This is a genomic window from Roseateles koreensis, from assembly GCF_028595305.1.
Lineage (GTDB): Bacteria > Pseudomonadota > Gammaproteobacteria > Burkholderiales > Burkholderiaceae_C > Paucibacter_A > Paucibacter_A koreensis.
Genome location: NZ_JAQQXS010000012.1, coordinates 126189 through 152113 on the forward strand (window position 1 = coordinate 126189; position 25925 = coordinate 152113).

At 60.9% G+C, this 25925-nt stretch carries 23 protein-coding genes and 6 tRNA genes; 18 read left to right on the forward strand and 11 right to left on the reverse strand.

The features are described from left to right. Window positions 1–15 precede the first annotated feature (15 nt). The 3 genes from hpnE to hpnC are packed head-to-tail and all read right to left on the reverse strand — an operon-like array spanning window position 16 to window position 3013. On the reverse strand, window positions 16–1287 hold the full coding sequence (gene hpnE / locus PRZ01_RS14175; protein ID WP_338111474.1) for a hydroxysqualene dehydroxylase HpnE: 1272 nt from the start codon (window positions 1285–1287) through the stop codon (window positions 16–18). Continuing rightward, window positions 1284–2132, reverse strand: a complete 849-nt coding sequence (gene hpnD, locus PRZ01_RS14180; protein WP_273597453.1) for a presqualene diphosphate synthase HpnD — start codon at window positions 2130–2132, stop codon at window positions 1284–1286. The genes hpnE and hpnD overlap by 4 nt, the downstream gene beginning before the upstream one ends. Beyond that, on the reverse strand, window positions 2129–3013 hold the full coding sequence (gene hpnC, locus PRZ01_RS14185; protein ID WP_273597454.1) for a squalene synthase HpnC: 885 nt from the start codon (window positions 3011–3013) through the stop codon (window positions 2129–2131). Before hpnC ends, hpnD begins: the two co-directional genes overlap by 4 nt. A 228-nt stretch (window positions 3014–3241) precedes the next feature. Between hpnC and PRZ01_RS14190 the strand changes: the two genes are divergently transcribed. The 12 genes from PRZ01_RS14190 (at window position 3242) to PRZ01_RS14245 (ending at window position 14741) form a co-directional block, all read left to right on the forward strand. After that, window positions 3242–4351 (forward strand): efflux RND transporter periplasmic adaptor subunit, encoded by a 1110-nt coding sequence (locus PRZ01_RS14190; protein ID WP_273597455.1) that lies wholly within the window; start codon window positions 3242–3244, stop codon window positions 4349–4351. Between the two features lie 13 nt (window positions 4352–4364). Further along, entirely contained in the window at window positions 4365–7523 is a 3159-nt protein-coding gene (locus tag PRZ01_RS14195; protein ID WP_273597456.1) for an efflux RND transporter permease subunit, read from the forward strand. A 201-nt stretch (window positions 7524–7724) separates the two neighbouring features. Next, window positions 7725–7811: transfer RNA gene (locus PRZ01_RS14200), tRNA-Leu, on the forward strand. A 23-nt stretch (window positions 7812–7834) separates the two neighbouring features. Further along, window positions 7835–9148, forward strand: coding sequence for a trigger factor (tig, locus tag PRZ01_RS14205; RefSeq protein ID WP_273597457.1), 1314 nt, complete (start codon window positions 7835–7837; stop codon window positions 9146–9148). A gap of 160 nt (window positions 9149–9308) precedes the next feature. Continuing rightward, window positions 9309–9917 (forward strand): ATP-dependent Clp endopeptidase proteolytic subunit ClpP, encoded by a 609-nt coding sequence (gene clpP / locus PRZ01_RS14210; protein ID WP_273597458.1) that lies wholly within the window; start codon window positions 9309–9311, stop codon window positions 9915–9917. 148 nt (window positions 9918–10065) lie between these two features. Next, on the forward strand, window positions 10066–11334 hold the full coding sequence (gene clpX, locus PRZ01_RS14215) for an ATP-dependent Clp protease ATP-binding subunit ClpX (RefSeq protein ID WP_273597459.1): 1269 nt from the start codon (window positions 10066–10068) through the stop codon (window positions 11332–11334). 159 nt (window positions 11335–11493) lie between these two features. Beyond that, window positions 11494–13902, forward strand: a complete 2409-nt coding sequence (gene lon / locus PRZ01_RS14220) for an endopeptidase La (protein ID WP_273597460.1) — start codon at window positions 11494–11496, stop codon at window positions 13900–13902. Window positions 13903–14070: 168 nt separating this feature from the next. Continuing rightward, window positions 14071–14146: transfer RNA gene (locus PRZ01_RS14225), tRNA-Gly, on the forward strand. 73 nt (window positions 14147–14219) lie between these two features. Further along, window positions 14220–14293: transfer RNA gene (locus PRZ01_RS14230), tRNA-Cys, on the forward strand. Between the two features lie 10 nt (window positions 14294–14303). Then, window positions 14304–14379, forward strand: a tRNA-Gly gene (locus PRZ01_RS14235). A gap of 60 nt (window positions 14380–14439) precedes the next feature. Continuing rightward, window positions 14440–14515: transfer RNA gene (locus PRZ01_RS14240), tRNA-Gly, on the forward strand. 139 nt (window positions 14516–14654) lie between these two features. Continuing rightward, a tRNA-Leu gene (locus tag PRZ01_RS14245) sits at window positions 14655–14741 on the forward strand. A gap of 31 nt (window positions 14742–14772) precedes the next feature. Here PRZ01_RS14245 and PRZ01_RS14250 read toward each other — a convergent pair. Beyond that, window positions 14773–15798, reverse strand: coding sequence for an AraC family transcriptional regulator (locus tag PRZ01_RS14250; protein ID WP_273597461.1), 1026 nt, complete (start codon window positions 15796–15798; stop codon window positions 14773–14775). Between the two features lie 340 nt (window positions 15799–16138). Here PRZ01_RS14250 and PRZ01_RS14255 point away from each other — a divergent pair, with 340 nt between their 5' ends. The 6 genes from PRZ01_RS14255 to PRZ01_RS14280 are packed head-to-tail and all read left to right on the forward strand — an operon-like array spanning window position 16139 to window position 21361. Further along, window positions 16139–17323: a lipid-transfer protein gene (locus PRZ01_RS14255; RefSeq protein ID WP_273597462.1), complete on the forward strand. Its 1185-nt coding sequence runs from the start codon at window positions 16139–16141 to the stop codon at window positions 17321–17323. A gap of 33 nt (window positions 17324–17356) precedes the next feature. After that, on the forward strand, window positions 17357–17797 hold the full coding sequence (locus PRZ01_RS14260; RefSeq protein WP_273597463.1) for a MaoC family dehydratase N-terminal domain-containing protein: 441 nt from the start codon (window positions 17357–17359) through the stop codon (window positions 17795–17797). A 21-nt stretch (window positions 17798–17818) separates the two neighbouring features. Further along, the gene (locus PRZ01_RS14265) at window positions 17819–18241 is read left to right on the forward strand and encodes a MaoC/PaaZ C-terminal domain-containing protein (RefSeq protein WP_409993856.1); all 423 of its coding nucleotides are present in this window, start codon (window positions 17819–17821) and stop codon (window positions 18239–18241) included. Between the two features lie 33 nt (window positions 18242–18274). Further along, window positions 18275–19105, forward strand: coding sequence for an SDR family NAD(P)-dependent oxidoreductase (locus PRZ01_RS14270; RefSeq protein ID WP_273597464.1), 831 nt, complete (start codon window positions 18275–18277; stop codon window positions 19103–19105). A 49-nt stretch (window positions 19106–19154) separates the two neighbouring features. Then, window positions 19155–20318 (forward strand): acyl-CoA dehydrogenase family protein, encoded by a 1164-nt coding sequence (locus PRZ01_RS14275; protein WP_273597465.1) that lies wholly within the window; start codon window positions 19155–19157, stop codon window positions 20316–20318. After that, entirely contained in the window at window positions 20315–21361 is a 1047-nt protein-coding gene (locus PRZ01_RS14280) for a CaiB/BaiF CoA transferase family protein (protein ID WP_273597466.1), read from the forward strand. Before PRZ01_RS14275 ends, PRZ01_RS14280 begins: the two co-directional genes overlap by 4 nt. Here PRZ01_RS14280 and fliR read toward each other — a convergent pair. The 7 genes from fliR to PRZ01_RS14315 all read right to left on the reverse strand — a co-directional run bounded on the left by fliR (window position 21358) and on the right by PRZ01_RS14315 (window position 25884). Continuing rightward, entirely contained in the window at window positions 21358–22122 is a 765-nt protein-coding gene (fliR, locus tag PRZ01_RS14285; RefSeq protein ID WP_273597467.1) for a flagellar biosynthetic protein FliR, read from the reverse strand. The two genes, PRZ01_RS14280 and fliR, sit on opposite strands and share 4 nt — an antisense overlap. A gap of 4 nt (window positions 22123–22126) precedes the next feature. Then, window positions 22127–22396, reverse strand: coding sequence for a flagellar biosynthesis protein FliQ (gene fliQ, locus PRZ01_RS14290; protein ID WP_273597468.1), 270 nt, complete (start codon window positions 22394–22396; stop codon window positions 22127–22129). Between the two features lie 100 nt (window positions 22397–22496). Continuing rightward, window positions 22497–23219, reverse strand: coding sequence for a flagellar type III secretion system pore protein FliP (gene fliP / locus PRZ01_RS14295; protein ID WP_273597495.1), 723 nt, complete (start codon window positions 23217–23219; stop codon window positions 22497–22499). 34 nt (window positions 23220–23253) lie between these two features. After that, window positions 23254–23640 (reverse strand): flagellar biosynthetic protein FliO, encoded by a 387-nt coding sequence (fliO, locus tag PRZ01_RS14300; protein WP_273597469.1) that lies wholly within the window; start codon window positions 23638–23640, stop codon window positions 23254–23256. 169 nt (window positions 23641–23809) lie between these two features. Then, window positions 23810–24247, reverse strand: a complete 438-nt coding sequence (gene fliN / locus PRZ01_RS14305; protein WP_273597470.1) for a flagellar motor switch protein FliN — start codon at window positions 24245–24247, stop codon at window positions 23810–23812. Beyond that, the gene (gene fliM / locus PRZ01_RS14310) at window positions 24237–25241 is read right to left on the reverse strand and encodes a flagellar motor switch protein FliM (protein ID WP_273597471.1); all 1005 of its coding nucleotides are present in this window, start codon (window positions 25239–25241) and stop codon (window positions 24237–24239) included. The genes fliN and fliM overlap by 11 nt, the downstream gene beginning before the upstream one ends. A 31-nt stretch (window positions 25242–25272) precedes the next feature. After that, window positions 25273–25884: a flagellar basal body-associated FliL family protein gene (locus PRZ01_RS14315; protein ID WP_273597472.1), complete on the reverse strand. Its 612-nt coding sequence runs from the start codon at window positions 25882–25884 to the stop codon at window positions 25273–25275. Window positions 25885–25925: the final 41 nt, after the last annotated feature.

Sequence of the window (25925 nt, forward strand, 5' to 3'; positions counted from 1 at the left end):
TCAACGGCGCGCGTTTCAACCCAAGGCTGACGCGGCGGCTTGCCCAGCGCGCACAGCGCCTTCCAGCGTGGCGGGGTAGGGGCCGGCCACATAGTCGCCCGCGGCCAGCAAGCCGGGGGCGATGCGCATGGGCGGCCTTTGCAGCCCGGGCGTGCAGGCGAAGGTTGCGCGCTTTTCGGCCAACACGCGTGCCACCTCGGGGGGGCTGGCCCAGTCGAACTCTTGCTGGGCCTGGGCCAGGGTCCGGTTCGCCGTTTCATCCAGGCCCCGCGCGACCCAGGCTGACGCACCGCTGATCACCCAGGCGAACAAGCCGGGGTGGGTGCCCAACTGGCCCAGGTCGAAGACGAATTGGGCGGGTGCATCAGGGCCTTCCTGCAAGGCCACCATGGGGGCGGGCAGCGCCGAGCCCGGGCTTCGGATGTAGACGGTGACGATGGGCTCAAATTGCAAATTCTGGGCCATTGCCGACCAACCGGGGGCCAGGACTTGCGTCAGGCGCGCAGCCTCGCTCGAACTGCAGGCCAGTATGACTTGGTCGAAGCGGTGCTCGTTCACCCGCCATGCTGAGTCTTCGGCGGCAAGCGTCTGGACGCGTGTCCCCAGGTGAATGTGCACGCCTTGGGCGCTCAGGTGCTTCATCGCCGGTGTTGCCATCAGCGTACTCAGCCCTTGCCGGGGCACTAGCAGATCGGCACTACCGGCCCCACTGAACAGGGCGTCACGCAAGACCCGCAGGAAAACTTGGGCGCTGGCCTGAGCCGCTGGCGTATTGAGGGCCGCCACGCACAGCGGCTCGATCAGGTCTTGCCGGACGCACTTGGGCAAACCCGTGCATAGCGTTGAAACGCTGAGGCGGGCGTCTGCGCTGAATCCACGCGCCAGCCAGGTCGACGCGGCCAGCAGCAATTGCAGCCGTGCTTTGGCGGGCCAGCTTGGGTGGGCCCACACGCCTCGGGCAAAGCTGAGCAGTGGCGGACCCGGCGGCAATTGCAAGCCTTCATGCCGCGGGTAGCGAAGGCGCAATGGGGTGCGCAAAAAGGCCTGATCGATGTCGACCCCCAGGGCTGCCATCAACTTCAGGCTGTGGGTATAGGCGCCGATCAGGATGTGCTGGCCGTTGTCCAGCCCCGGCGTGAGTGCATCGCCGGGCAAGCTGCGGGCGCGCCCACCGAGCTGCCCCGCCATTTCGAAAAGACTCACCTTCGCCCCGCGCTGGCTGGCTGCCACGGCACTCGCCAAGCCCGCCCACCCCCCGCCGATGACGGCGATTTGGCGGGTGCTCAACGCCCCGTCCATTGGGTGCGCAGGGCGATGAGCAGTTTGCGCAGTGGCGTCAGAGAGATGCGTTGTTCGAGCACACGAAAGTTTTCAGCCTCGATTTCCCGCAGCAGGGCGCGGTAGATATTGGCCATCATCAAGCCGGGCTTCTGGGCGCGTCGGTCGGCGTCAGGCAGCAGGGCAAACGCCTCGTCGTAGAGCTGATGCGCACGCTGCGCCTGAAACTTCATCAGGGCCGAAAAACGCTCGCTATAGCCCCAGGGCCGGGTGCGAAGCAAGATCTCATGCGCTTTCACGTCGAACTGTTGAAGCTCCGAAATGGGCAGGTAGATCCGGCCACGCCGTGCGTCGTCACCCACGTCTCGAATGATATTGGTCAACTGCATGGCCTGACCCAGCTTGTGTGCATAGGCGGTGGTTTCAGGCTGTGTGTGGCCGAATATATTGGCCGCCACTTCCCCCACCACGCCCGCCACCAGGTGGCAATAGCGCTGCAGGCCGGGGTAGTCGAGGTAACGCGTTTGTTCCAGGTCCATTTGGCAGCCGTCGATGACGGCGTTCAAGTGCGACAGCCGAATATCAAACGTGGCGCAGTGCGGCAGCAAGGCTTGCATGACGGGGTGCTGCGGTTGGCCGGCAAAAGCGCCGGCGGCTTCCTTGCGCCACCAGGCCAGTTTCGTGGCAGCCACACCGGTGTCCTGGATTTCATCGACGACGTCGTCCACCTCGCGGCAAAACGCGTAGAACGCCGTGATCGCGGCGCGGCGTTGGGCGGGCAGGAATAAAAAGGCGTAATAAAAGCTGGAACCACTCTTGGCGGCCTTGTCCTGCACGTACTGCTCGGGGCTCACGAGGTCTCCTTGGTGGGTTGCGGGGCGCGCATGCGACAGGCGCGCAACAGCAAAAGCGGGGCGTCGAAGGCAGTGATTTTGGGGCGATGTGTGAGGCTGGCGAATTGCATGTGGCGGATTCTCTCAAGAATGCGCAGCCCGCCTTGCACAACGAGGCGCAACTCCCAGCCCGCGCGCCCGGGAATTTGATGCACCAGCGGGGCGCCGTCACGCATCAAGGCTTCGGCCCAGTTGCATAAATCGGCAATCAAGGCGCGGGCGGCGGGGCTGTCTTTGCATTGGCGTATCGCCTCCAGACCGAGGCCTTGACTTTGTAGATCGGTGAGGGGCGCATACACCCGGCCACGCGGCCCGTCCCGGCTGAAGTCTTGCCAGAAGTTGATCAACTGCAGGCTGGTGCAGATGGCGTCTGAGCGCTGCAAGGCCAGTGGGTCGGTGATGCCGTAGAGATGCAGCAGCAAACGACCCACGGGGTTGGCGGACCGGCGGCAGTAGTCCAGCAATTCGTCGCGGTCGACGTAGTGGGTCTTGTGCAAATCTTGCTCAAACGCGTCCAGCAAATCGTCAAGCAAACGCTGCGGCAGCCGATATTCGGTCAGTACAACGCTCAGTGGGTCAAAGACGGTTGTTGCCCAACGTGCGGAATACGGCGTGCCTTGGCAGGCCGCGTTGAGGTCGGCCCGGTAAGCGGCAAGGTCGGCCCGCCGTTGTGCGTTGGAGACATTGCCCTCATCGGCGAGGTCGTCAGCGGTGCGGGCGAAATAGTAGATCGCCGCGATGGCAGGGCGCAGGCGCTTGGGGCAGAGCCAGGACGCGACGGGAAAATTTTCATAGTGTTCGATGCTCACAGGCAGGATTGTGTGGGCGAAAGTGAGGCTCATGGTTTGCGCAGCGGTGCAATTTAGGGGCTGACGCACGCGGAGACAGTGTGGCTCAATCAGGCGCCCAGGCTTGACGGAGGCTGGTCATTTGAAGCTTGGTTTGACAGGTTCAGAGGCCTTGCATACATTACTGACCAGTTGGTCAATAATTTTGTCGCGCCTTGGATCAGGCCATGGCCTGTGCGGGGCGCGATGGCAATTCAGTAGTCAGATTGATTGAGGTTGTTCATGCCTTTTCGAATTTCCAGGGACTTGCTGTGGGCTCCGGCGCTCAGCCTTGTGGTGCTTTTGACTGCCTGTGGCAAGCAGGAGCAGGCGGCTGAACCCGAACGGGCCGTTCGCACGGTGCAGCTGAAGTCGGAGGCGGCGGGCATGACGTATGAGTACGCGGCCGAGGTGCGCGCACGGATCGAATCGCGCTTGTCCTTCCGCGTGGGCGGCAAGATTTTGTCGCGCAAGGTCAATCTCGGCGATGTGGTTCGACCGGGGCAGCTGTTGGCCCAATTGGACGAGCAAGACCTGCTGTTGGCCCGAACGGCCTCAGATGCGGCCGTGTTTGCCGCCCGTACCAACCGCGATCAGGCCGCGGCTGACTACAAGCGCTACATCGACTTGCAGCAGCAGGGCTTTATCAGTGCTGCCGAGCTGGAGCGGCGCAGCAATGTGTTCAAAGCGGCCCAGGCTCAGTTGGATCAAGCCAAGGCGCAGGGCAATGTGCAGGACAACCAGACGACCTACGCCCAATTGATGGCGGATGTTGCCGGCGTGGTCACCAGCGTGGACGCCGAACCTGGCATGGTCGTGAGCGCCGGGACGCCCATTGTGCGCATTGCGCAGAACGGTCCTCGCGACGTGGTGTTCTCGGTGCCGGAAGATCATCTGGACGCATTTCGGACCGCTGCGGCTCAGCCCGGCGCGTTGAAGTTCACCTTGTGGGGGCCTGGGCAATCGCCGCGTGACGCTGTGCTGCGAGAGGTGTCGGCCGCCGCTGACCCGGTGACGCGCACCTTTCTGGTCAAGGCCGATGTGGGCAGCTTGGACACCAAATTGGGGCAAACCGCCACGGTGACCCTGAAAGCGCCGCGTGCCGGGCCGGTGATCAAGCTGCCGCTTTCTGCGGTGATGCAAGAGCAGGGCAAGAACGCGGTGTGGGTGCTCGACCCCAAAACCATGATGCTGCAATCTCAAGCAGTGCAGATTGGCGGCGCGGATGGCAATGACGTCGTGATCAGCGGCGGCCTGCAGCCGGGCCTGGAGGTGGTGGTGGCGGGCGTGCATGTGCTCAAGGCCGGACAAAAAGTTCGGCGCTATGTGGCGCCGGATGCGGCGTCGCACTGAGCACGGAGCCAGCATGAGCAGTCAAGCAAGCAAGTCGCCCAAGGCCGTTAAGAGCGCCGGAGGCCGGCATTTCAATGTGTCGCGCTGGGCGTTGGAGCACCCATCGCTAACGCGTTACCTCATGGTTGTGCTGATGCTGATGGGCTTTGCCGCCTATTTTCAGCTGGGCCAGGATGAAGACCCGCCGTTTACTTTTCGGCTGATGGTGGTGCAGGCCTTCTGGCCGGGCGCCACGGCGCAGCAGGTGGCTGAACAGGTCACCGACAAGATCGAGAAGACCTTGCAGGAGGTTCCTCATGCCGATCGAATTCGCAGTTACACCAAGCCGGGTGAGTCACTCACGATTTTTCAGCTGAAAGAAAACGCACCGCCTAAAGAAGTCGGCGATGCCTGGTATCAAGTGCGCAAGCGCATTGGCGACATGGCCAATACGCTGCCGCAGGGCGTCATCGGGCCAGTTTTCAACGACCAGTTCGGGGACGTTTATGGCTCGATCTTCGCGTTGTCGGCTACGGGTTTCACGTTCGAGGAGTTGCGTCAGCACGCCGATCAGGTGCGTTCAGCCTTGTTGAAAGTGCCTGATGTGGCCAAAGTGGAGCAGTTTGGCGTTCAAGCCGAGAAGATTTTTGTCGAAATCTCGCAAAAGCGTGTGGCCACCTTGGGCCTGGATTTCAATCAGGTGATCAGCCAGCTGAGTGCGCAGAACGCCGTGGAAGGCGCTGGCGTGCTGAATGCCGGCAGCGGCAATCTGCAGCTGCGGGTGCAGGGCCAGTTCAACTCGGTTCAGGCACTCAAGGACTTCCCCATCCGCGCCGTCAATCCCAGCACGGGCCAGGCCAGCAGCTTGCATCTGTCGGATATTGCTGAAGTCACTCGGGCCTACGTTGACCCGCCCGCCATCATGGTGCGCCATCAGGGCAAGGACGTCATTGCCTTGGGCATTTCGATGGCCAAGGGCGGCGACATTGTCGCCATGGGCAAGTCATTGCAGGTGGCCGCCGCCGCCATCCGCAAACAACTGCCAGCGGGCATCGAATTTGAGCAGATTCAAGATCAGCCGGAGGCGGTGACCCGCTCGGTCAGCGAGTTCGTGCACGTGCTGGTCGAGGCGGTGGTGATTGTGCTGGCGGTCAGCTTCATTTCGCTGGGCCTGCACACCAAACCCCTGCGCATTGACATCTGGCCGGGCATGGTCGTGGCCATCACCATTCCGCTGGTGCTGGCCATTACGTTTGTGACCATGTTCTATTGGGGCGTGGGCCTGCACAAGATATCGCTAGGTTCTTTGATCATCGCGTTGGGGCTGCTGGTGGACGACGCCATCATTGCCGTGGAGATGATGGTGCGCAAGCTTGAAGAAGGCTACGACAAGATGCACGCGGCCACCTTTGCCTACGACGCCACGGCCATGCCCATGCTGACCGGCACCTTGATCACGGCCGTGGGTTTTCTGCCCATTGGCATGGCCAAGTCAACCACAGGCGAATACACCTTTGCCATCTTCGCGGTCACGGCTGCCGCCTTGATCATCAGCTGGCTGGTGTCGATCTACTTCGTGCCGTATCTCGGCGCCCTGTTGCTCAAGACGCATGCCTCGAACCACGGGGGTGAAGCCCATGAGCTGTTCGACACGCCGTTCTACAGCCGCTTCCGTGTGCTGGTGGGATGGTGCGTGACAAACCGCTGGAAAACCATTGGCATGACGCTGTTGATTTTTGCCTTGGGCCTGGTGGGCATGGGGCGCGTACAGCAGCAGTTCTTCCCGGACTCTAGCCGGCCTGAAATTCTGGTGGACCTGACGCTGCCTGAAGGCTCGACCATCCAGCAAAGCCGCGAGATTTCCAAGCGCTTTGAGGCCAGGATGATGAAGGAGTCGGGGGTGGCCACGGTCAGCAGCTGGATTGGCACCGGCGTGCCGCGCTTCTACCTGCCGCTGGATGTGATCTTCCCGCAGCCCAATGTCAGCCAGTCGATTTTGCTGACCCGCGATTTGCATCAGCGCGAGGAGTTGCGCAAGCGCCTGCCCGCCTTGGTAGCGGCCGAGTTTCCTGAGGTGCGGGCACGCGTCAAGCTGCTGCCCAACGGGCCACCGGTGCCGTATCCGGTGCAGTTCCGCGTGGCGGGCCCTAACGTAGATGAAGTGCGGCATTGGGGTGACGAGGCCAAGGCCCTGCTGGTGGCCAACGCCAATATGCGCGGTGTGAATGACAACTGGAACGAGTCCATCAAGGTCTTGAAGCTGGAGATTGATCAAGACAAGGCGCGCGCCCTGGGCGTCAGCAGCCAAGCCCTGGCGCAGTCGGCACGTACCTTGTTTTCGGGGAGCACCATTGGCCAGTACCGCGAAGGCAACAAGCTGATCGACATCGTGTTGCGCCAACCTTTGAATGAACGCGATGTCATCACCGACATCGGCAGTGCCTATGTGCCGACCAGCAGCGGGCGCGCCATTCCTTTGACGCAGATTGCCAAGGTTGGGTTTGCCTGGGAGCCTGGCGTGTTGTGGCGCGAGGCGCGCGACTACGCGGTGACCGTGCAGGGCGACGTGGCGGAAGGACTGCAAGGGGCGACGGTCACCGCGCAACTGTGGCCGCAAATGCAGGCGTTGCAAGCCAAGATGCCGCCGGGCTACACCATCGCGGTGGCCGGTGCTGTCGAAGAAAGCAGCAAGGGCCAGGGCTCGATCGCTGCGGGCATTCCGATGATGCTGTTCATCATCTTTACCTTGCTGATGTTGCAGCTACAGAGCTTCTCGCGCTCGATGTTGGTGTTCTTGACTGGCCCGCTGGGGATTGCCGGCGTTGCGGCTGCGCTGTTGCTGTTCAACCGTCCGTTCGGGTTTGTGGCCCTGCTGGGCGTGGTGGCGCTGATGGGCATGATCATGCGCAATTCAGTGATCCTGATCGACCAGATCGAGCAAGACCGGGCGCGAGGCGTTCCGGATAGCACGGCGATTGTGGAGTCGGCGGTGCGCCGCTTCAGGCCCATCGTGTTGACCGCCGCTGCCGCGGTGCTGGCCATGATCCCGCTGTCACGCAGCGTGTTCTGGGGGCCGATGGCGGTCGCCATCATGGGCGGGCTGATTGTGGCGACGGCGCTGACCTTGTTGGCTTTGCCGGCTATGTATGCAGCGTGGTTCCGCGTCAAGTCACCTCAGTCGGCGACACGATAGGGCGGCGCAGGCCTCGAGCGGCCTGATTTCCGCCTCGGGTTTTCCTGGGGCGTGGAATTGGGCTCTGCAAAATGGCTACAATCCACGGTTCTGCCGAAATGCCGCAGGTTTGCCGGGCTGAGGGTGCAGGGGAGCGAGGAGTCCGCAAGGGCATGCCGCCAATCCCTGTTTTCCAAAGCCTGGCGGGTCTGAAATCCTCCAGCGCGGGTGGCGAAATTGGTAGACGCACCAGGTTTAGGTCCTGACGCCTTCACCGGCGTGCCGGTTCGAGTCCGGCCCCGCGCACCAGATAACTTTGTATTGAGTCAAACATGGCTGTCACCGTCGAAACCCTCGAAAAGCTCGAACGCCGCATCACGCTCACGCTGGCGGCTGCAGACATCAACAGCGAAGTGGAGCTTCGTCTCAAGAAGCTCGCTCGTACCGTCAAGGCTGACGGCTTCCGCCCCGGCAAGGTGCCGATGAGCGTTGTCACCCAGCGTTATGGCTACTCCGTCCAGTACGAAGTCATGAACGACAAGCTGGGCGAAGCCTTCTCCAGCGCAGCCAATGAGGCGCAATTGCGCGTTGCTGGTGCCCCGAAGATCGCCCAAAAGGACGAGTCGCCTGAAGGCCAGATGGCTTTCGACGCCACCTTCGAGATCTACCCTGACGTCAAGATCAACGACCTGGCTACCGCCGCTGTTGAGCGTGTTGTCAGCGAAGTGACCGAAGAAGCCATTGACAAGACCGTTGAGATCCTGCGCAAGCAGCGTCGCAGCTTCGCCCAGCGCGGTGCGGCTGACGTGGCGGCTGAAGGTGATCGCGTCACCATCGACTTCGAAGGCAAGCTGGACGGCGAGCCTTTCCAAGGCGGTAAGGCCGATGGCTTCCAATTCATCATTGGCGAAGGCCAGATGCTGGAAGCTTTCGAGAAGGCCGTGCGCGGTATGAAGGCCGGCGACTCCAAGACCTTCCCGCTGGCTTTCCCTGAGGACTACCACGGCAAAGACGTGGCCGGCAAGGAAGCCGACTTCTTGGTGACGGTCACGAAGATCGAATCGCAGCACCTGCCTGAAGTGAACGAGGCCTTCGCCAAGTCGCTGGGCATCGCCGATGCCAGCGTTGAAGGCTTGCGCGCCGACATCAAGAAGAACCTTGAACGTGAAGTCAAGTTCCGCGTGCTGGCTCGCAACAAGGGCGCCGTGATGGACGCTCTGGTGGCTGCCGCTGAGCTCGACGTGCCCAACGCCCTGATCGCCGGTGAAACCGAGCGCATGGTGGCTGCCGCCCGTGAAGACCTGAAGAAGCGTGGCGTGAAGGATGCCGATAAGGCACCGATCCCCGAAGAAATCTTCCGTCCGCAAGCTGAGCGTCGCGTACGCCTGGGTCTGGTGGTGGGTGAGTTGGTTCGCTCCAATAACCTGCAAGCCAAGCCCGAGCAGTTGCAAGCTCACATTGAAGAGCTGGCCCAGAGCTATGAAAAGCCCGCTGAAGTGGTGCGTTGGTACCTGAGCGACCGCAATCGTCTGGCTGAAGTGGAAGCCGTTGTGGTTGAAAACAACGTCACCGACTTCGTGTTGTCCAAGGCGCAGGTCAGCGACAAGGCCTTGCCTTTCGATGAACTGATGGCGCAAGCCAACTGATTTTCATTCGAGCCCTCGAATGACGAAAGCGCCGTACCGCAAGGGCGGCGCTTTTTCTTTGCTTTTTCGCCCGCGTCGATGGGTCAGGCCTTGTGGCGACATAATCAGTCCCCATACCTGATTCACCACGGTCTACCTCGACTTTTCTCCAAGGAGCCTCATGAGCGCGCTGGAAATCAACAACCTGGGCATGGTGCCCATCGTGATCGAACAATCAGGCCGCGGCGAGCGTGCCTACGACATCTACAGCCGCTTGCTGCGTGAGCGCATCATCTTCTTGGTGGGCCCCGTCAATGACGCCGTGGCCAATCTGGTGGTGGCGCAGATGTTGTTCCTGGAGAGCGAGAACCCCGACAAGGACATCTACCTCTACATCAACTCCCCCGGCGGCAGTGTTTCTGCAGGCATGTCGATTTTTGACACCATGCAGTTCATCAAGCCGCAGGTCTCCACGCTGTGCATGGGCATGGCCGCCAGCATGGGCGCTTTCTTGCTCGCCGCCGGTGAAAAGGGCAAGCGTTTTGCACTGCCCAATGCGAAGGTGATGATTCACCAACCGCTGGGCGGCGCGCAGGGTCAAGCTACCGACATCGAAATTCACGCCCGCGAGATTCTCAAGACCCGCGAGCAGCTGAACCGCATTCTGGCCGAGCGCTCTGGCCAGAGCCTGGAGAAGATCCAGGCCGATACCGAGCGCGATTACTACATGTCCGCTGCCGAAGCGCAGACCTATGGTCTGATCGACGGTGTGCTCGAAAAGCGCCCGTAACTTGAAGAATGGATGGGCTGATACCGGCCTGTCCGCGTTTTTCAACGCCCAACAGGTGGCGTATTGGGGCCCTTATCAAGAAAAGGGCCCCTCGTGCGTTTGAACTATCATCACAGCAGGCATTAACGCCTGAAAGACAAGCAGATCCATGGCCGAGAAAAAAGGCAACTCCAGCGAAAAAGTCCTGTACTGCTCCTTCTGCGGCAAAAGCCAGCATGAAGTGAAGAAGTTGATTGCTGGCCCATCGGTGTTCATCTGTGATGAATGCATTGAGCTGTGCAACGACATCGTGCGCGACGAAGTGCCTGCCGAAACGCCGGCTGCGCGCGCCAGCAAATCAGACTTGCCCGTGCCCAGCGAGATCAAGGCCAGCCTTGATCAGTACGTGATCGGTCAAGACGTTGCCAAGCGCACCTTGTCCGTGGCGGTGTACAACCATTACAAGCGCCTGCGCCATATGGCGGGCAACAAAGACACGGTGGAATTGGCCAAGAGCAATATCTTGCTGATCGGCCCCACCGGCTCCGGCAAGACCTTGCTGGCCCAAACCCTGGCGCGTTTGTTGAACGTGCCCTTCGTGATTGCCGACGCCACCACCTTGACCGAAGCTGGTTATGTGGGTGAGGACGTCGAAAACATCATTCAAAAGCTGCTGCAGAACTGCAACTACGACGTCGAGCGGGCACAGCGCGGTATCGTCTACATCGACGAAATCGACAAGATCTCCCGCAAGGCCGACAACCCGTCCATCACCCGCGATGTGTCGGGCGAGGGTGTGCAGCAGGCCTTGTTGAAACTGGTTGAAGGCACGATGGCTTCAGTGCCTCCGCAGGGGGGGCGCAAGCATCCGAATCAGGACTTCTTGCAGATTGACACGACCAACATCTTGTTCATTTGCGGCGGTGCTTTTGATGGCCTTGAAAAGGTCATTCAAAACCGTTCTGAGAAAACCGGCATTGGCTTCGGTGCCACGGTGAAGAGCAAGGACGAGCGTCGTGTTTCGGAAATCTTCCGTGAAGTCGAGCCGGCCGACCTGATTAAATTCGGCATTATTCCTGAGTTGGTGGGCCGCCTGCCGGTGGTTGCCACCCTGGGCGAGTTGACCGAAGACGCGCTGATTCAGATCCTCACCGAACCCAAGAACGCCCTGGTCAAGCAGTACCAGCAGTTGTTCGCCATGGACGGCGTGGAGTTGGAAATCCGCCCCTCCGCGCTGACGGCCATCGCCAAGAAAGCCCTGGCCCGCAAAATTGGTGCGCGCGGCCTGCGCTCCATCATGGAGCTCTCGCTGATCGACACCATGTTCGAGTTGCCAGCCCTGGATGGGGTGGCCAAAGTGGTGTTGGACGAACACACGATTGAAGAAAGTGCCAAACCCTTGCTGGTCTACCGTGAGCAGGCGAAAGCCAGCGCCTGAAATCAACGTCTTTGAACACCAAGGCCTGAAGCCAGCGGCAAATTCAACGAATTCATCCCATTCCGAATGAGCTGGGTGTTCAAGGCCCAGTTCTCCTGATTTCGGTATCTTGCAATTGCCCGCTCAGCCCGCAGCTAGGGTTGAGAAAGAGAGGTTTACATGTCTGGTCATCCTGTTCTGCCCGCGGAACTCATCACGCTGCCGCTGCTGCCGTTGCGCGACGTGGTGGTCTTCCCGCATATGGTGATCCCGCTGTTTGTGGGGCGCCCCAAGTCCATCAAGGCCCTGGAAGCTGCGATGGAAGCCGGACGTCAAATCATGCTGGTCGCACAAAAGGCGGCCGGCAAGGATGAGCCCAAGTCGGACGATATGTTCGAGGTGGGTTGCGTCTCCAGCATCCTGCAAATGCTCAAGCTGCCCGACGGCACCGTCAAGGTGCTGGTGGAAGGCTTGCAGCGCGCCACCACGCACAGCATCACCGATGGCGAAGAGCATTTCGTCGCCGAAGTCATGCCCATCCCGCCCGAGGCTGACACCAAGCCCGAGGCCGAGGCCCTGCGCCGTGCGGTGACACAGCAGTTTGACCAGTACGTCAAGCTGAACAAGAAGATTCCGCCCGAGATCCTCACCAGCATTGCTGGCATCGATGACGCGGGCCGCCTGGCCGACACCATCGCCGCGCATCTGCCACTCAAGCTCGACGCCAAGCAGTCGGTGCTGAACCTCTCCGAGGTGGGCAAGCGGCTTGAGACGCTGCTCGACCTGCTGGAGCACGAGGTTGACATCCTGCAGGTGGAAAAGCGCATCCGTGGCCGCGTCAAGCGCCAGATGGAGAAGAGCCAGCGCGAGTACTACCTCAACGAGCAGGTCAAGGCCATCCAGAAAGAACTGGGCGACGGCGAAGACGGCGCGGACATGGAGGAGTTGGACAAGAAAATCCAGGCCGCCAAGATGCCCAAGGACGCCCGCAAGAAGGCCGACGGCGAGCTGAAGAAGCTCAAGCTGATGTCGCCTATGTCGGCCGAAGCCACCGTGGTGCGCAACTACATTGAGACCCTGGTTAATCTGCCCTGGAGCAAGAAGACCAAGATCAAGCACGACCTCTCCAACGCCGAGAACGTGCTGAACGAAGACCACTACGGCCTTGAAAAGGTCAAGGACCGTATTCTTGAGTATCTCGCGGTGCAAACGCGGGTCGACAAGGTCAAGGCACCCATTTTGTGCCTGGTGGGCCCTCCGGGTGTCGGCAAGACTTCCCTGGGCCAGTCGGTGGCACGCGCCACCGGCCGCAAGTTCGTTCGCATGGCCCTGGGTGGCGTGCGTGACGAGGCCGAGATCCGTGGCCATCGTCGCACCTATATCGGCTCCATGCCGGGCAAGGTGCTGCAGAGCTTGTCCAAGGTTGGCACGCGCAATCCCTTGTTCCTGCTGGACGAAATCGACAAGCTGGGCATGGACTTCCGTGGCGACCCGTCTTCGGCGCTGCTCGAAGTGCTGGACCCGGAGCAGAACCACACCTTTGGCGACCATTACGTTGAGGTCGATTTCGACCTGTCCGACGTGATGTTCATCGCCACCTCGAACTCCATGAACATTCCGCCGGCGCTGCTGGACCGGATGGAAGTGATCCGCCTGTCGGGTTACACCGAGGACGAGAAGGTCAATATCGCCCAGCGTTACCTGCTGCCCAAGCAGTGCAAGAACAACGGCGTGCTGGATTCGGAGATGGAAGTCACCGAATCCGCCATCCGCGGCATCATCCGTTACTACACGCGTGAAGCGGGTGTGCGCTCGCTGGAACGTGAAGTCTCCAAGATCTGCCGCAAGGTGGTGAAGGGCTTGGCGTTGAAGACTTTCGTCGGCAAGGCCGTCGTGACCGAGGACAACCTCAACGACTACCTGGGTGTGCGCAAGTACGACTTCGGCCGCGCTGAGAAGAAGAATCAGGTCGGCCAAGTGGTTGGGTTGGCTTGGACTGAAGTGGGCGGCGATCTGCTGACCATTGAAGCCACGGCCATGCCGGGCAAGGGCAACATCATCCGCACCGGCTCGCTCGGCGATGTGATGAAGGAGTCCGTCGAGGCTGCACGTACGGTAGTGCGTTCACGCGCCCGCCGCCTGGGCATCAAGGACGAACTGTTCGAGAAGCGTGACGTGCACGTTCACGTGCCCGATGGCGCCACGCCCAAGGACGGTCCCAGCGCGGGCGCAGCCATGACCACGGCCTTTGTGTCGGCGCTCACAGGCATCCCCGTGCGCGCCGATGTCGCTATGACGGGTGAAATCACCTTGCGTGGTGAAGTCACGGCCATCGGCGGCTTGAAGGAAAAGCTGCTGGCGGCGCACCGTGGCGGTATCAAGACAGTGATGATTCCCGAGGACAACGTCAAGGACCTCCAAGACATTCCCGAGAACGTCAAGAACCATCTTGAAATCGTGCCTGTGCGTTGGATTGACCGGGTGCTGGAAGTGGCACTTGAATCCATGCCCGTGCCCTTGCTGGACGAAGAGCCCGCTGTGGCCGCTAAACCTGAAGAGGTGAAGGTCGTGCCCGCAGCCACGCACTGAGACTGAGGCCGCGTATGCTGATTGATTGCGAAAAATTTGCGAAAAGCTTGCAAAGAGACTAAAAATCAGCATACAATCATTGTCTTGCTTCGATGTGCTGCAAGTTTTTACAGAGTCTCGGTTCGCCGGGGTGAAGTTTAAATACTGCACGCAGACAAGTGAGAATATGCGGGAATAGCTCAGTTGGTAGAGCGCAACCTTGCCAAGGTTGAGGTCGCGAGTTCGAGTCTCGTTTCCCGCTCCAAAATTTGAAAAGGAAGCTCAGGCTTCCTTTTTTGTCGAACCTTCACCAAAGGGTTTGGCAAAAAAGTTCTTAAGGCGCGATAGCAAAGCGGTTATGCCCCGGATTGCAAATCCGGTTAGTCCAGTTCGACTCTGGATCGCGCCTCCAAGAAATCACTGCGGGAATAGCTCAGTTGGTAGAGCGCAACCTTGCCAAGGTTGAGGTCGCGAGTTCGAGTCTCGTTTCCCGCTCCAGAGAAATCTGGAAACCCTACCAAATCAGGGATCAGGCTTTCGAGCCCGATGTCTGGCAATGCGGGAATAGCTCAGTTGGTAGAGCGCAACCTTGCCAAGGTTGAGGTCGCGAGTTCGAGTCTCGTTTCCCGCTCCAAAAGTAAAAAGGGAAGCCCTCAGGCTTCCCTTTTTTCATGGCTCAATCGTTCTTGTTTGCCCTTATTCGCTCCTTTGCTGCAGCGATAATCGTGCAAGTCAAACACCACTCCTGGGTGGCGATGAATGGTTGGGGTGATGCCGGCGTGGCGAAATAGGTATACGCAAGGGACTTAAAATCCCTCCTCTTCACGGAGATGCGGGTTCAAGTCCCGCCGCCGGCACCATAAGGACATTCAGGGTCGCGCCCCCGACCACCTACCGAGGCAGGCCCTTCACGGCTTCTTGACGCCGATACGTCCCCGGTGCGCAACCGGTCCAGTTTTTGAACGCGCGTTGAAATGACGCGCTGTCAGCAAATCCCAACTCCAGTGCCAGCGCTTCCAGCGGTATCGAGCTGGTGTTCAGTCGAACGATTGCCATGTCGCGCCGCAGCGAGTCTTTCAAGACCCGGAAGGTGGTCCCCTCCGCCGCCAAGCGTCTTTGCAGGGTTGCGCTTGAGATGTGCAGTGCCTCGGCCGTAGCGACCAGATCAGACCACTCGGGCAGGCGCCGTTGCAGGTGCCGGCGCACATCGGCACTCATTGCGTCGGTGCTCTTTTGAGGCATGAAGACGTTCTTCTGTGCGTTCGACAAGTAGTTGAAAAGCGACTGCTCGTCCTGCCTGACTCGGTTTTGCAAATACGAGGCATCGAACCAAAATCCCGACTGCTCGCAATTGAACGCCAATTTGCCTGGGAAGGCCTGCGCGTAGGTATCCGCGTAGTAGGGCGGGGCAAATGCAAAATCGAACCGCGCCACCCGCAACTTGCCGCCCGCCAGCCAAGCGATCAATTGCCAGAGAACGCGCAGCAATAATTCGGGCAAAAAGTTGGGCCATTTCGCGCTGGGGTCGGTGTAGTGCAGGGTGACGCCGGCCAGTGCGCCATCACGCACCGTTTTTATCAGCACGTCATCTTGCAGCAATCGGTAGGTGCGGGCGATGCGGCGTATGGCTACTTCAAGCGTGGGCGCGCCGATGGCAGAACGCGCCATCAACACAAAGCTGCCCCGTTTCAATGCGCGTGATTGCAGGCCCAGCAGGTCGTCGTCCAGGCGATTGACCAGCGACTTGAACAGCTCAATGTATTGCTCAACCGTGACGCGCGAACTGCTTTGCGCCAACAACTCCGGCACGATGCCCGCGTCAGCCAAGAAGCAGTCCAGTGCAATGCCTCGGGCACGCACGGCCTCCAGCATGGCGTGCACATAGGCGATGGGAATGGTCGTGGGTGGGCGAATCATCAAAGGAGCATGAAATTACAGGGTGCCGCACAGCCCCCGGCGGTCAATTTGATGCCAATTGTCATGTGGATGAGGAGTCTTGCAATGGTGGGTTCGCAGATGAATTTCTACGATCATTGCCAGACTTATTGTTCCGGCTCCAAAAAATCCTACAGGAGACAGCCGCATGTACATGACCCAGGCACTGCAAGTTGTCTCCCGTGGCTACCGTCAATCCCCCTTACTTTCACAGGGCTGAGGGGCGCACGTTGGGCAAGCTGCGCTCGGCTGGGTGGGCCGGCAAGGCGGCGTAAGTTCGACTTGCCCACTATTTTTCAATTCTTGACCTAAGGAGTTCACGATGAGCCATGACGTTTTGGTTGCCGGTGTCGGCATGATTCCTTTTGCCAAACCCGGCAACCATGAACCCTATCCCCAGATGGCGGCCAAGGCCACGCGCCAGGCACTTGCCGATGCGGGCATTGCCTATGAGCAAGTGCAGCAGGCCTATGTGGGCTATGTGTATGGCGACTCAACCGCGGGCCAGCGTGCCGTCTATGAGGTGGGCATGACAGGCATCCCCGTGGTCAATGTCAACAACAATTGTTCAACAGGGTCGACGGCGCTGTTCCTGGCCCGCCAGGCGGTGGCCAGTGGCGCGGCCGAGTGCGTGTTGGCGCTGGGCTTTGAGCACATGAGTCCCGGCGCTCTGGGGGCTCAATTCACGGATCGCCCCAGCCCTTTTGACCGTTTTGAAGCGGCCACCGAGCAAATCGTCGGTCACAGCGAAATTCCGTTGGCGCTGCGCTACTTCGGCGGTGCTGGGCTGGCCCATATGGAGCAATACGGCACCAAGCTGTCGACCTTTGCCAAGATCCGCGCCAAGGCCAGCCGCCACGCGGCCAACAATCCCCTGGCGCTGTTTCGCAACCTGGTCAGCGAAGAGGATGTGCTCAACGCCCCTGTGATGTGGCCTGGCGTCATGACCCGCTTGATGGCCTGCCCGCCCACTTGCGGCGCCGCGGCGGCCATTATTTGCTCGGCTGAGTTTGCCCAGCGTCATGGCCTGCGCAACGAAGTGCGTATCAAGGCCCAATCGATGACGACCGATCGCCCGGTGGCCTTCGAATCGCGCGATATGCGCGAGGTGGTGGGCTTCAGCATGGCCCAGGCCGCTGCGGAGCAGGTCTACGCAGCCGCTGGCGTTGGCCCCATGGACGTCGACGTGGTCGAACTCCACGATTGCTTTGCCCACAACGAGCTGATCACGTACGAGGCGCTGGGTCTGTGCCCGGTCGGCGGCGCGGAGAAGTTCGTTTGCGACGGTGCCAACACCTACGGCGGCCAAGTGGTCACCAACCCCTCTGGCGGGCTGCTGAGCAAAGGCCATCCCCTGGGTGCCACCGGCCTGGCCCAATGCTTTGAGCTAACTCACCAACTGCGCGGCACTGCCGAGCAGCGTCAAGTGCCGAACGCACGCCTAGCTTTGCAGCATAACCTTGGCCTGGGTGGTGCTTGCGTGGTGACCCTGTACGAGCGTGTTTGAGCCTGTTTTAGCGCGTTTTAGCGAGGTGACCCCATGATTGACAGAAAGTGGATCGGCCATCTGCTCCCGGCCTCAGTACTGCCGATTGAGCGCAGCCGCTTGCAATTCTTTGCCAAGGCCACCGGGGAGATGAACCCGATTTACACCGACCGCGAAGCCGCCAGAGCGGCGGGCTACGCCGACCTTCCCGCGCCGCCCACCTTTTTGTTTGCGGCGGAACTTGACTCTCAGGTCACCGACCAATTGCTGGTGGATCTGGGCATTCCGCTGTCCAAGCTCTTGCACGGCGAACAAAGCTTCACCTACCACCGAGTGGTGTGCGTCGGCGACACCGTGACGGTGCGCTCGCGCATCAGCGACATCTACGACAAGAAGAACGGCACGCTGGAATTCGCGGTGAAGGATTCGGTGGCTACCAATCAGCGAGGTGAAGCGGTGGCCGAAATGCGTACCGTGCTCGTCTGCCGCACCTGATGTTTTGACGCTGAGGAATACATGTTGGCCCCACCCATTTATGACAGCGTTCAGGTTGGCGACACGCTGCCTGTGCTGCAAATCCAAGCGGTTGACCGAACCACGCTGGCGCTTTTTGGCGGTGCCTCGGGCGACCACAATCCCATCCACCTTGACACCGACTTCGCACGCCGTGCGGGCATGCCTGATGTGTTCGCGCAGGGCATGCTGGGCATGGCCTGGTTGGGCCGAATGCTCACCCAATGGGCGCCGCAAAGTCAGTTGCGCCGCTTCGATGCACGCTTTCTCGGCATCACGCACCTTGGCAATGCCATGCGCTGTTGCGGTCGCGTGGTGGAGAAGTTCGAGCGCGGCGACGAGCGCTGCGTGCGCATCGAACTCTCCAGCGTCAACCAGTTCGGCCAAACCAAGATTGCAGGCGACGCCGTCGTTGCGCTGCCCTGATTGCTTCAACCTCATTCGCAAGGAGTTACCACCATGACACGCAAACTCGAAGGCAAGGTTGCCCTGATTACCGGCTCTGGCCGTGGCATCGGCCGCGCCATTGCTATGAAACTCGCCAGCGAAGGCGCCCGCATTGTGGTCAATGACCTCGACACGGAGCCAGCGCAGGAAACCGTGCAGGCCATCGTGGCCGCCGGCGGTCAGGCCGTGGCTTGTGTTGGTAGCGTGACGGCGCCCGACTTTGCCGAGCGATTCATTGGCACGGCAGTCAGTGAATTCAAGGGCTTGGACATCATCATCAACAACGCAGGCTATACCTGGGACAACGTGATCCAGAAAATGACCGACGAGCAGTGGTACGCCATGCTCGACTGCCACTTGACCGCCCCGTTTCGCATCCTGCGCGCCGCGCAACCGGTGATTCGCGCACTCAGCAAGGCTGAGACCGAGGCGGGCCAGCGCGTGGTGCGCAAGGTAGTCAACATCTCGTCCGTGGCCGGCGTATTCGGCAATGCCGGCCAAGCCAACTATTCGGCCGCTAAGGCCGGCATCGTGGGCATGACGCAAACACTGGCCAAAGAATGGGGCCGCATGAATGTTGCCGTCAACTGCGTGGCCTTCGGCTTGATCAAAACCCGCCTGACCGTGACGGCGGACGGTGCGGCCTCGGCCCATATTGACGGTCGAGACATCAAGGTGGGTGTCAATCCCGATTTGATGGCCACCATGGAGCGCAGCATCCCGCTGGGCCGTGGCGGTACCCCCGAGGAGGCTGCGGGCGCCGTTTACCTGCTGTGCACCCCTGAGTCAGACTACATCAGCGGCCAGACGCTGATGTGCACGGGGGGCCTGACGGGCATCTGAAGCGCGCTTTGCGCGGCGAGCCACCCCGATTTGAACTACAGGAGTTGCCATGTTTCCCCAACTTCACCGCCACGCCTGGATGGACGCGGACGTCGAAGCCTTTCGCGAGCAAGTTCGCCGTTATGTCGAAGGCGAATTGGTGCCGCACCTGGGCGCTTGGCGCCGCCAGGGCTACATCCCGCGCGAGGTCTGGCGCCCGTTTGGCGAGATGGGCTTCATGTTGCCCGAAATGTCCGAAGCCTATGGCGGCAGTGGCGTCAGCCTGGCCTATCAACTGGTGGTGCAGGACGAGTTGGCCAAAGCCGAGGTGCCGGCCAACACCGCCGTGCATACCATCGCGGCGCACTACATCCAAGACTACGGCACCGAAGCACAAAAGCAACGCTGGCTGCCTAAGCTGGCCAGCGGCGAAATGCTGGCGGGCATCGCATTGACCGAGCCTGGTTGTGGCTCCGACCTGAAGGCGCTGCGCACCCGCGCCCGGCGTGACACTGAAGGCCAAGGCGACCACTATGTGATCGACGGGGCCAAGACTTTCATCACCAATGGCTACACCGCCAATCTGCTGGTGATTGCCGTTCGTACGGGTGAGGCTGGCAGCCGTGGGGTCTCGCTGATGGTGGTCGAAACGCAAGACCAGCCGGGCTTTCGGGTGGGCCGCCGCTTGGAGAAGTTGGGGCAGCATGCCTCCGACACGGCCGAGTTGTTTTTCGACGAGATGCGTGTGCCGGCCAGCCATCTGTTGGGCGGGGTCGAGGGCAAAGGCTTTGCGCAACTGATGAGCCAGCTGCCCTACGAGCGCATGCTGCTGTGCGTGCCCGCTGCCGCCGTCATTGAGCGTGCCGTGGAAATGACGGTGGCGTACACCCAGCAGCGCAAGGCATTCGGGCAAACGGTGTTCGATTTTCAGAACACCCGCTTCAAGCTGGCCGAGTGCGCCACGCTGGCCCATGTGGTGCGCAGCTTCGTCAACGACTGCGTGCAGCGTATGCTCGATGGCACGCTCGACGACGAGGCCGCTTACATGGCCAAATGGTGGTGCACCGAGCAGCAGGGCAAGGTCACCGACGAGTGCCTGCAGCTGTTCGGTGGTTACGGCTATATGGTTGAATATCCCATTGCCCGCTTGTATGCCGATGCCCGCATCCAGCGCATTTACGGCGGTACGACTGAGATCATGAAAGACCTGATCGCTCGAAAGTTAGCCCTGTGAAGCCGCCACTTCACGGCGTCCGTATCGTCGAGTTCGAGGGCCTGGGCCCGGGCCCCTTGGCCGGCTGCATGCTGGCCGATATGGGCGCTGAGGTCACCGTGATCACACGCCCGCAAAAAGGCGCCGTGTTGATGCAACTGGGGGGCAATACCGCCAACCCGCTGCTGCGCGGCAAGACCGTGCTGGCCTTGGACCTGAAACAGGATGCCGGCCGAACCGAGGCGCTGCGCCTGGTGGCGGCCGCTGACGCTCTCATCGAAGGCAACCGGCCGGGCGTGATGGAGCGTCTGGGCCTGGGGCCCGCCGACGCTGCGGCCTTGAACCCCCGCCTGGTCTATGGCCGCATGACGGGCTGGGGCCAGAGCGGCCCCTGGGCCCACACTGCCGGCCATGATCTGAACTATGTGGCGCTCAGCGGCCTGCTCTCGCTCTCGGCACGGCGTGGCGAGCGGCCCATGGTGCCGCCCACGGTGCTGGGGGATGCAAGCGGGGCATTGGGGCTGGCCTTCGGCATCGCCTGCGCCTTGTTCGAGGCCCGCAGCAGCGGCCAGGGCCGCGTGGTGGACGGGGCGATCATCGACATACTCGCCATGCTGGGTGGCATTGCGCAGCTTGTGCGTGCAGGCGGCCAGCTTGACAGCCCAGCGCCCAGTCCCTTCCACGACTCCCCGTTCTACGACGTCTACGCCTGTGCCGATGGTAGCCACATCACCATTGGCGCGTTGGAGCCGCAGTTCTACGCGCTGCTGCTGAATAAACTGGGTCTTACCGATGTGGACCCGGCGCAGCAGTACGACACCCACACCTGGCCGGCCCTCAAGGCCCGCTTCAGCGACTTGTTTGCAAGCCAGCCCCGGGCCCATTGGGAGTCCTTGCTGGGCGGCACCGATGTTTGCTTCGCCCCCGTGCTCAGCTTGGGCGAGGCAGCGCTGCATCCGCACAACGCGGCGCGAGAGATCTACCGGGTTGACGCAAGCGGCATGATGCAGGCCCACGCCGCACCGCGCTTTCTACCGCTGGGCGACCCGCAGGATGAGCGCTAAGTGAACGCGGCTAGCATGCGCTCCAGCGCGACCATGAAGGGCGTTTGCATCAGCGGCAAGGTGGCGACCATGCCGATCAGGCCGATGCTCACGGTTAGCGGAAAGCCGACCGAGAACACGCCGATCTGAGGCGCCACCCGCGAAATCACGCCCAGCACCAGGTTCACAAACATCAGCATGGTGATCAAAGGCAGGGCGATCCACAAGCCCATGCGAAAAATCTCGGCGCCCCAGGTCTGCGGTTGAGCCACGCGCAAAAAGCGAAAGGGCTCATCCCCAATGGGGAAAACGTGAAAGCTCTGGATCAGTGCGTTGATCAATAGCAGATGTCCGTTGATCGCGATGAACAAGAACGCCACCATGCTGCCAAAGAAGCGCGCGGTACCCGTCCCCTGGCTGCCGGTGGCGGGGTCAAAGAAACCGGCGTAATTCAGGCCCATCTGCAGGCCGATCAACTCGCCCGCAAACTCCAGCGAGGCAAACACCAGACGCACCGCAAAACCCATCGACAAGCCGATGAGCAATTGCTGCGCGAGCAAGAGCAGCAGCGTGGGCAAGGAGTCCAGCGGCGTCAGCGGCATGTCCGGCAGCGAGGGCTGGGCGGCGATGGAAATGAACAGGGCCAGGCCGACGCGCGCGCGCATGGGCACATTGCGCTGGCTGAAGATGGGCATGCCACCAAACAGTGCCATCGTGCGGATGAAGGGCCACAGCAGCGGGTTCAGCCAGGCCAGCAACTGGGCTTCGGTGAAAGAGATCAAGGCGTCAGCCCACCGCTTGAGGAATGGCCAGTAAGGTGCGCTGGATGTACTCGACCAAGGTGGTCACCATCCACGGCCCGGTGATCGCCAGCACGAGCACCGCCGCAACCACCTTGGGCACGAAGCTCAGGGTAGCCTCATTGATCTGTGTGGCGGCCTGGAACACGCTGACCAGCACGCCGACCAGCAAAACCGTGAGCAAGACAGGCGCTGCCACCAACATCAGGATGTACAGGCCCTGCTGGCCAAAGGTGAAGACTTGTTGTGCGTCCATGATTGAATGAAGTTTTCTTGCGCTGGCGAGGGCGCGGGTGTTTCGGGCTAGAACGTGCGTCGATTGGGTGGTGACGGTGAGGTGGCGTCTACTTGTCGCGTTATGTCACGAACGACGCGGCCAGCGAACCCAGCAGCAGGTTCCAGCCGTCCGCCAGCACAAACAGCATCAGCTTGAAGGGCAGCGCCACCAGCACGGGTGACAACATCATCATGCCCAGGCTCATCAGCACGCTGCTGACAATCATGTCGATCACCAGAAACGGGATGAAGATCAGAAACGCGATCTGGAACGCACTCTTCAACTCGCTGGTCACGAAGGCCGGCACCAGCACCTTGAAGGGCACGTCTTCCGGTTTGATCGTGCTCTCCAGTTTCGCCAATCGCGTGAACAGCGCCATATCGGCTTGGCGAGTCTGCTTGAGCATGAAGTTACGCATCGGTGGATCGGCCTTTTTGAGGGCTTCTTCAAAGCCGATCTGACCTGCGCTATAGGGTTGGTAGGCCTCGGTGTACACCTTGTCCAGCGTTGGGCTCATGACGAAGAAGGTCAGAAACAGTGAGAGGCCGACAATCACCTGATTCGGCGGCGCAGCCTGCGTTCCCAGCGCCTGGCGCATCAGCGAGAGCACGATCACGATGCGCGTGAAACCCGTCATCATCAGCAGCACGGCGGGCAGAAAACCCAGCGCGGTGAAAAACAACAGGGTCTGGATCGGCACCGAATAGCTGTTGCCCCCGTTGCCCTGGCCGATCAGCAAGGGCAGGGTGGCGGGCGCGGCCCCTGCGCTTTGCGCCACGGCGGCGGCGGAGAGGGTGCTCATGGCCAGCAGGGCCAAGGCTTTCACGCAGCGAGCATCAAGACGCATCTTGTGCTCCGTCATTGCTGCCGCCGCGCAGGCGTTTGCCCAACATTTGCGCGAAGGAATTGCCGGAGTCACCCGGGCCACCGGTGCTATTGATGCCGCCACGTCCTGGCGCTTCGGCCTGCGGGGGCAACTCGTGCAGGGTGCTGATCTGTTGCGCCGTGACGCCCAGCACCAGCCAGCGCCGATGCTCACCTTGACCAACCTCCACCGTGAGGAGTTTTTGATTGGGCGACAAGGGAAGTTGTGCGACCACGCGCATCTGCCCTTGCGGGTTCAAGCTGCCGCCCATCGGTGTGCGCTTGAGCAGCCAAAGAGCCAGCGGAATCAGGCACAGAATGGCCAGAAACCAGACAAAGGGAAGCAGAGAGGAGTTCATGTGCCTGATTGTCACCAGCGATGCTGTGTGGCAAACCGCACAAATGAGGCCGATTGAGGCCGTAAACACCGCCGGCTGCGTGCGCGGCCAGCCGGCAGTTGCGTTGAGGCTCTGCCTCGTGCTCGTCTTGCTTATTTGCGGATAAGTTCTTAGCGAGCGGCTGCGTGCCTCAAGCCTTCGACAAGCGTCGCATGCGCTCAGACGGGGTGACGATGTCGGTCAGTCGGATACCGAACTTGTCATTCACCACCACCACCTCGCCTTGGGCGATCAGGTAACCGTTGACCAGTACGTCCATGGGCTCGCCGGCGAGGGCGTCGAGTTCTACCACGGAGCCTTGCGCCAATTGCAGGATGTTCTTGATGGGGATGCGGGTGCGGCCTAACTCCACAGTCAGCTGGACGGGGATGTCCAGAATCATGTTGATGTCGCCGCTGGGCAGGTTGCTCGGCGTGGGCGAGAAGTTGGCGAAGCTCGCCGGCGCCACCTGCTCGGAGGCTTGCTGCACCTCTTCGGCCACGTCATTGGGCTTGGCTTCGGCCAGGGCAGCGGCCCATTCGGCCGCCATTGCGTCTTGTTCGTCGGAGGAGGGGGTATCAGGTGACATTGCGTGCTCCCAGCCAGCCCTGGTCGGGGCTGGTCAGCATTTTTTCAACTTTGATTGCGTATTTGCCGTTGGAGGTGCCGTAGTGGCAGTCGTAAACGGGCACGCCGTCAATCTTGGCCTTGATCATGGTTTCCAGGTCCAGCTCGATGAAGTCACCGGGCTTGAAGGCCAGCAGCTGTTCTACCGTGGCGGGTGCGGTGCCGAGTTCGGCCACCAATTCCACTTTGGCGTCTTGAATTTGGTGTTTGAGCAGATTCACCCAGCGGCGGTCGGGCTCGGTGGAGTCGCCCACGGTGGTGGAATACAGCACATCGCGAATCGGCTCCAGCGTGGCATAGGGAATACAGAAATACACCGTGCCGCTCGTCTCGCCGATTTCCAGCGTAAACGAAGTGGACACCACAATCTCGCTGGGTGTGGCGATGTTGGCGAACTGTGGCTGCATCTCCGAGCGCTGAAATTCCAGCTCCAGCGGATAGATGCCTTTCCAGGCCTTGTGGTACTCGGCCGTGATGACCTCGACCAGGCGCAGGATCACGCGCTGCTCGGTGGCCGAGAAGTCGCGGCCTTCGATACGCGCATGGAATTTGCCGATGCCGCCGAACAGCGAGTCGATGACAGCGAACACCAGCGTCGGGTCGCAGACGATCAGGCCGGAGCCGCGCAGCGGCTTGACCGAGACAATATTGAAATTGGTCGGCACCACGATTTCACGCAGAAAGGCGCTGTACTTCTGCACCTTGATGCCGCCGATGGCGACTTCCGGGCTCTTGCGGATGAAGTTGAACAGGCCGACGCGGATGTTGCGGGCAAAGCGCTCGTTGATGATCTCCATCGTGGGCATGCGCCCACGCACGATGCGTTCCTGGCTGGCCAGGTTGTATTCGCGGATGCCACCAACCTGTTCCTCTTCGGCATCGAGCTTTTGGCTCTCACCGGTAATGCCTTGCAGGAGGGCGTCAACTTCGTCTTGCGAGAGAATTTGCTGATTCATTTTGAATCACTGGCCGCGTTCAGCAGCAGGCTCACTGGACGATGAAGGTGGAGAACAACACATTGGTCACCGGGCTTTCGACCTGGTGCTTTTTCTTTTTCTTTTTCTTTTTGACGGGGGCGTCGGCAGCGGCGGGCGCCTCGTCTTCGTCTTCGTCATCCAGTTCAATGCCCATGGGGCGAACGGATTCACGGCGAATTTCTCGTGCCAACTTTTCCTTGCCTTCAATCGTCAGCAACTCGACGGACGATTTGTGCGACAGCAGCATCAGCACATTGCTGCGGATGGCGGGCAGGTAGGCTTTGATTTGGTCTGCGGTGTGGGCATCCACCACCTCAAGGGTGATGCCAATCTGCGCAAAGCGGTCCACTTCCTTGTCAGACAAATTGACGGTGAAGGGGTCCAGCGGTACGAATGTGGGAGGCGCGCCTGGTTTGGCGTGCGCTGCGGGGGCCGGGGCGGCTTCATGCGTGTCTTCGGCGCCATCTTCGCCTTCGGCCGGGGCTTTTTTCTTGAGCAGCATCACGGCCGCACCACCACCGATCAAGACCAGAAGCAGAACGGCTGCAATGATGATGATCAGCTTTTTCTTGCCACCGCCTTTGGGGGCGGCGTCTGCGGCTGGCGCGGCGGCTGTGGCCATGAAGAGAACTCCTGTGATGTCGGTCGCTGCCCCATTGGGGC

Bases quoted from the DNA above. Each gene is read 5' to 3' on its own strand.
- hpnC (WP_273597454.1), bottom strand. From the start codon at position 3,013: ATGAGCCTCACTTTCGCCCACACAATCCTGCCTGTGAGCATCGAACAC.
- PRZ01_RS14190 (WP_273597455.1), top strand. From the start codon at position 3,242: ATGCCTTTTCGAATTTCCAGGGACTTGCTGTGGGCTCCGGCGCTCAGC.
- PRZ01_RS14195 (WP_273597456.1), top strand. From the start codon at position 4,365: ATGAGCAGTCAAGCAAGCAAGTCGCCCAAGGCCGTTAAGAGCGCCGGA.
- tig (WP_273597457.1), top strand. From the start codon at position 7,835: ATGGCTGTCACCGTCGAAACCCTCGAAAAGCTCGAACGCCGCATCACG.
- clpP (WP_273597458.1), top strand. From the start codon at position 9,309: ATGAGCGCGCTGGAAATCAACAACCTGGGCATGGTGCCCATCGTGATC.
- clpX (WP_273597459.1), top strand. From the start codon at position 10,066: ATGGCCGAGAAAAAAGGCAACTCCAGCGAAAAAGTCCTGTACTGCTCC.
- lon (WP_273597460.1), top strand. From the start codon at position 11,494: ATGTCTGGTCATCCTGTTCTGCCCGCGGAACTCATCACGCTGCCGCTG.
- PRZ01_RS14250 (WP_273597461.1), bottom strand. From the start codon at position 15,798: ATGATTCGCCCACCCACGACCATTCCCATCGCCTATGTGCACGCCATG.
- PRZ01_RS14255 (WP_273597462.1), top strand. From the start codon at position 16,139: ATGAGCCATGACGTTTTGGTTGCCGGTGTCGGCATGATTCCTTTTGCC.
- PRZ01_RS14260 (WP_273597463.1), top strand. From the start codon at position 17,357: ATGATTGACAGAAAGTGGATCGGCCATCTGCTCCCGGCCTCAGTACTG.
- PRZ01_RS14265 (WP_409993856.1), top strand. From the start codon at position 17,819: ATGTTGGCCCCACCCATTTATGACAGCGTTCAGGTTGGCGACACGCTG.
- PRZ01_RS14270 (WP_273597464.1), top strand. From the start codon at position 18,275: ATGACACGCAAACTCGAAGGCAAGGTTGCCCTGATTACCGGCTCTGGC.
- PRZ01_RS14275 (WP_273597465.1), top strand. From the start codon at position 19,155: ATGTTTCCCCAACTTCACCGCCACGCCTGGATGGACGCGGACGTCGAA.
- fliQ (WP_273597468.1), bottom strand. From the start codon at position 22,396: ATGGACGCACAACAAGTCTTCACCTTTGGCCAGCAGGGCCTGTACATC.
- fliP (WP_273597495.1), bottom strand. From the start codon at position 23,219: ATGAGCACCCTCTCCGCCGCCGCCGTGGCGCAAAGCGCAGGGGCCGCG.
- fliO (WP_273597469.1), bottom strand. From the start codon at position 23,640: ATGAACTCCTCTCTGCTTCCCTTTGTCTGGTTTCTGGCCATTCTGTGC.
- fliN (WP_273597470.1), bottom strand. From the start codon at position 24,247: ATGTCACCTGATACCCCCTCCTCCGACGAACAAGACGCAATGGCGGCC.
- fliM (WP_273597471.1), bottom strand. From the start codon at position 25,241: ATGAATCAGCAAATTCTCTCGCAAGACGAAGTTGACGCCCTCCTGCAA.
- PRZ01_RS14315 (WP_273597472.1), bottom strand. From the start codon at position 25,884: ATGGCCACAGCCGCCGCGCCAGCCGCAGACGCCGCCCCCAAAGGCGGT.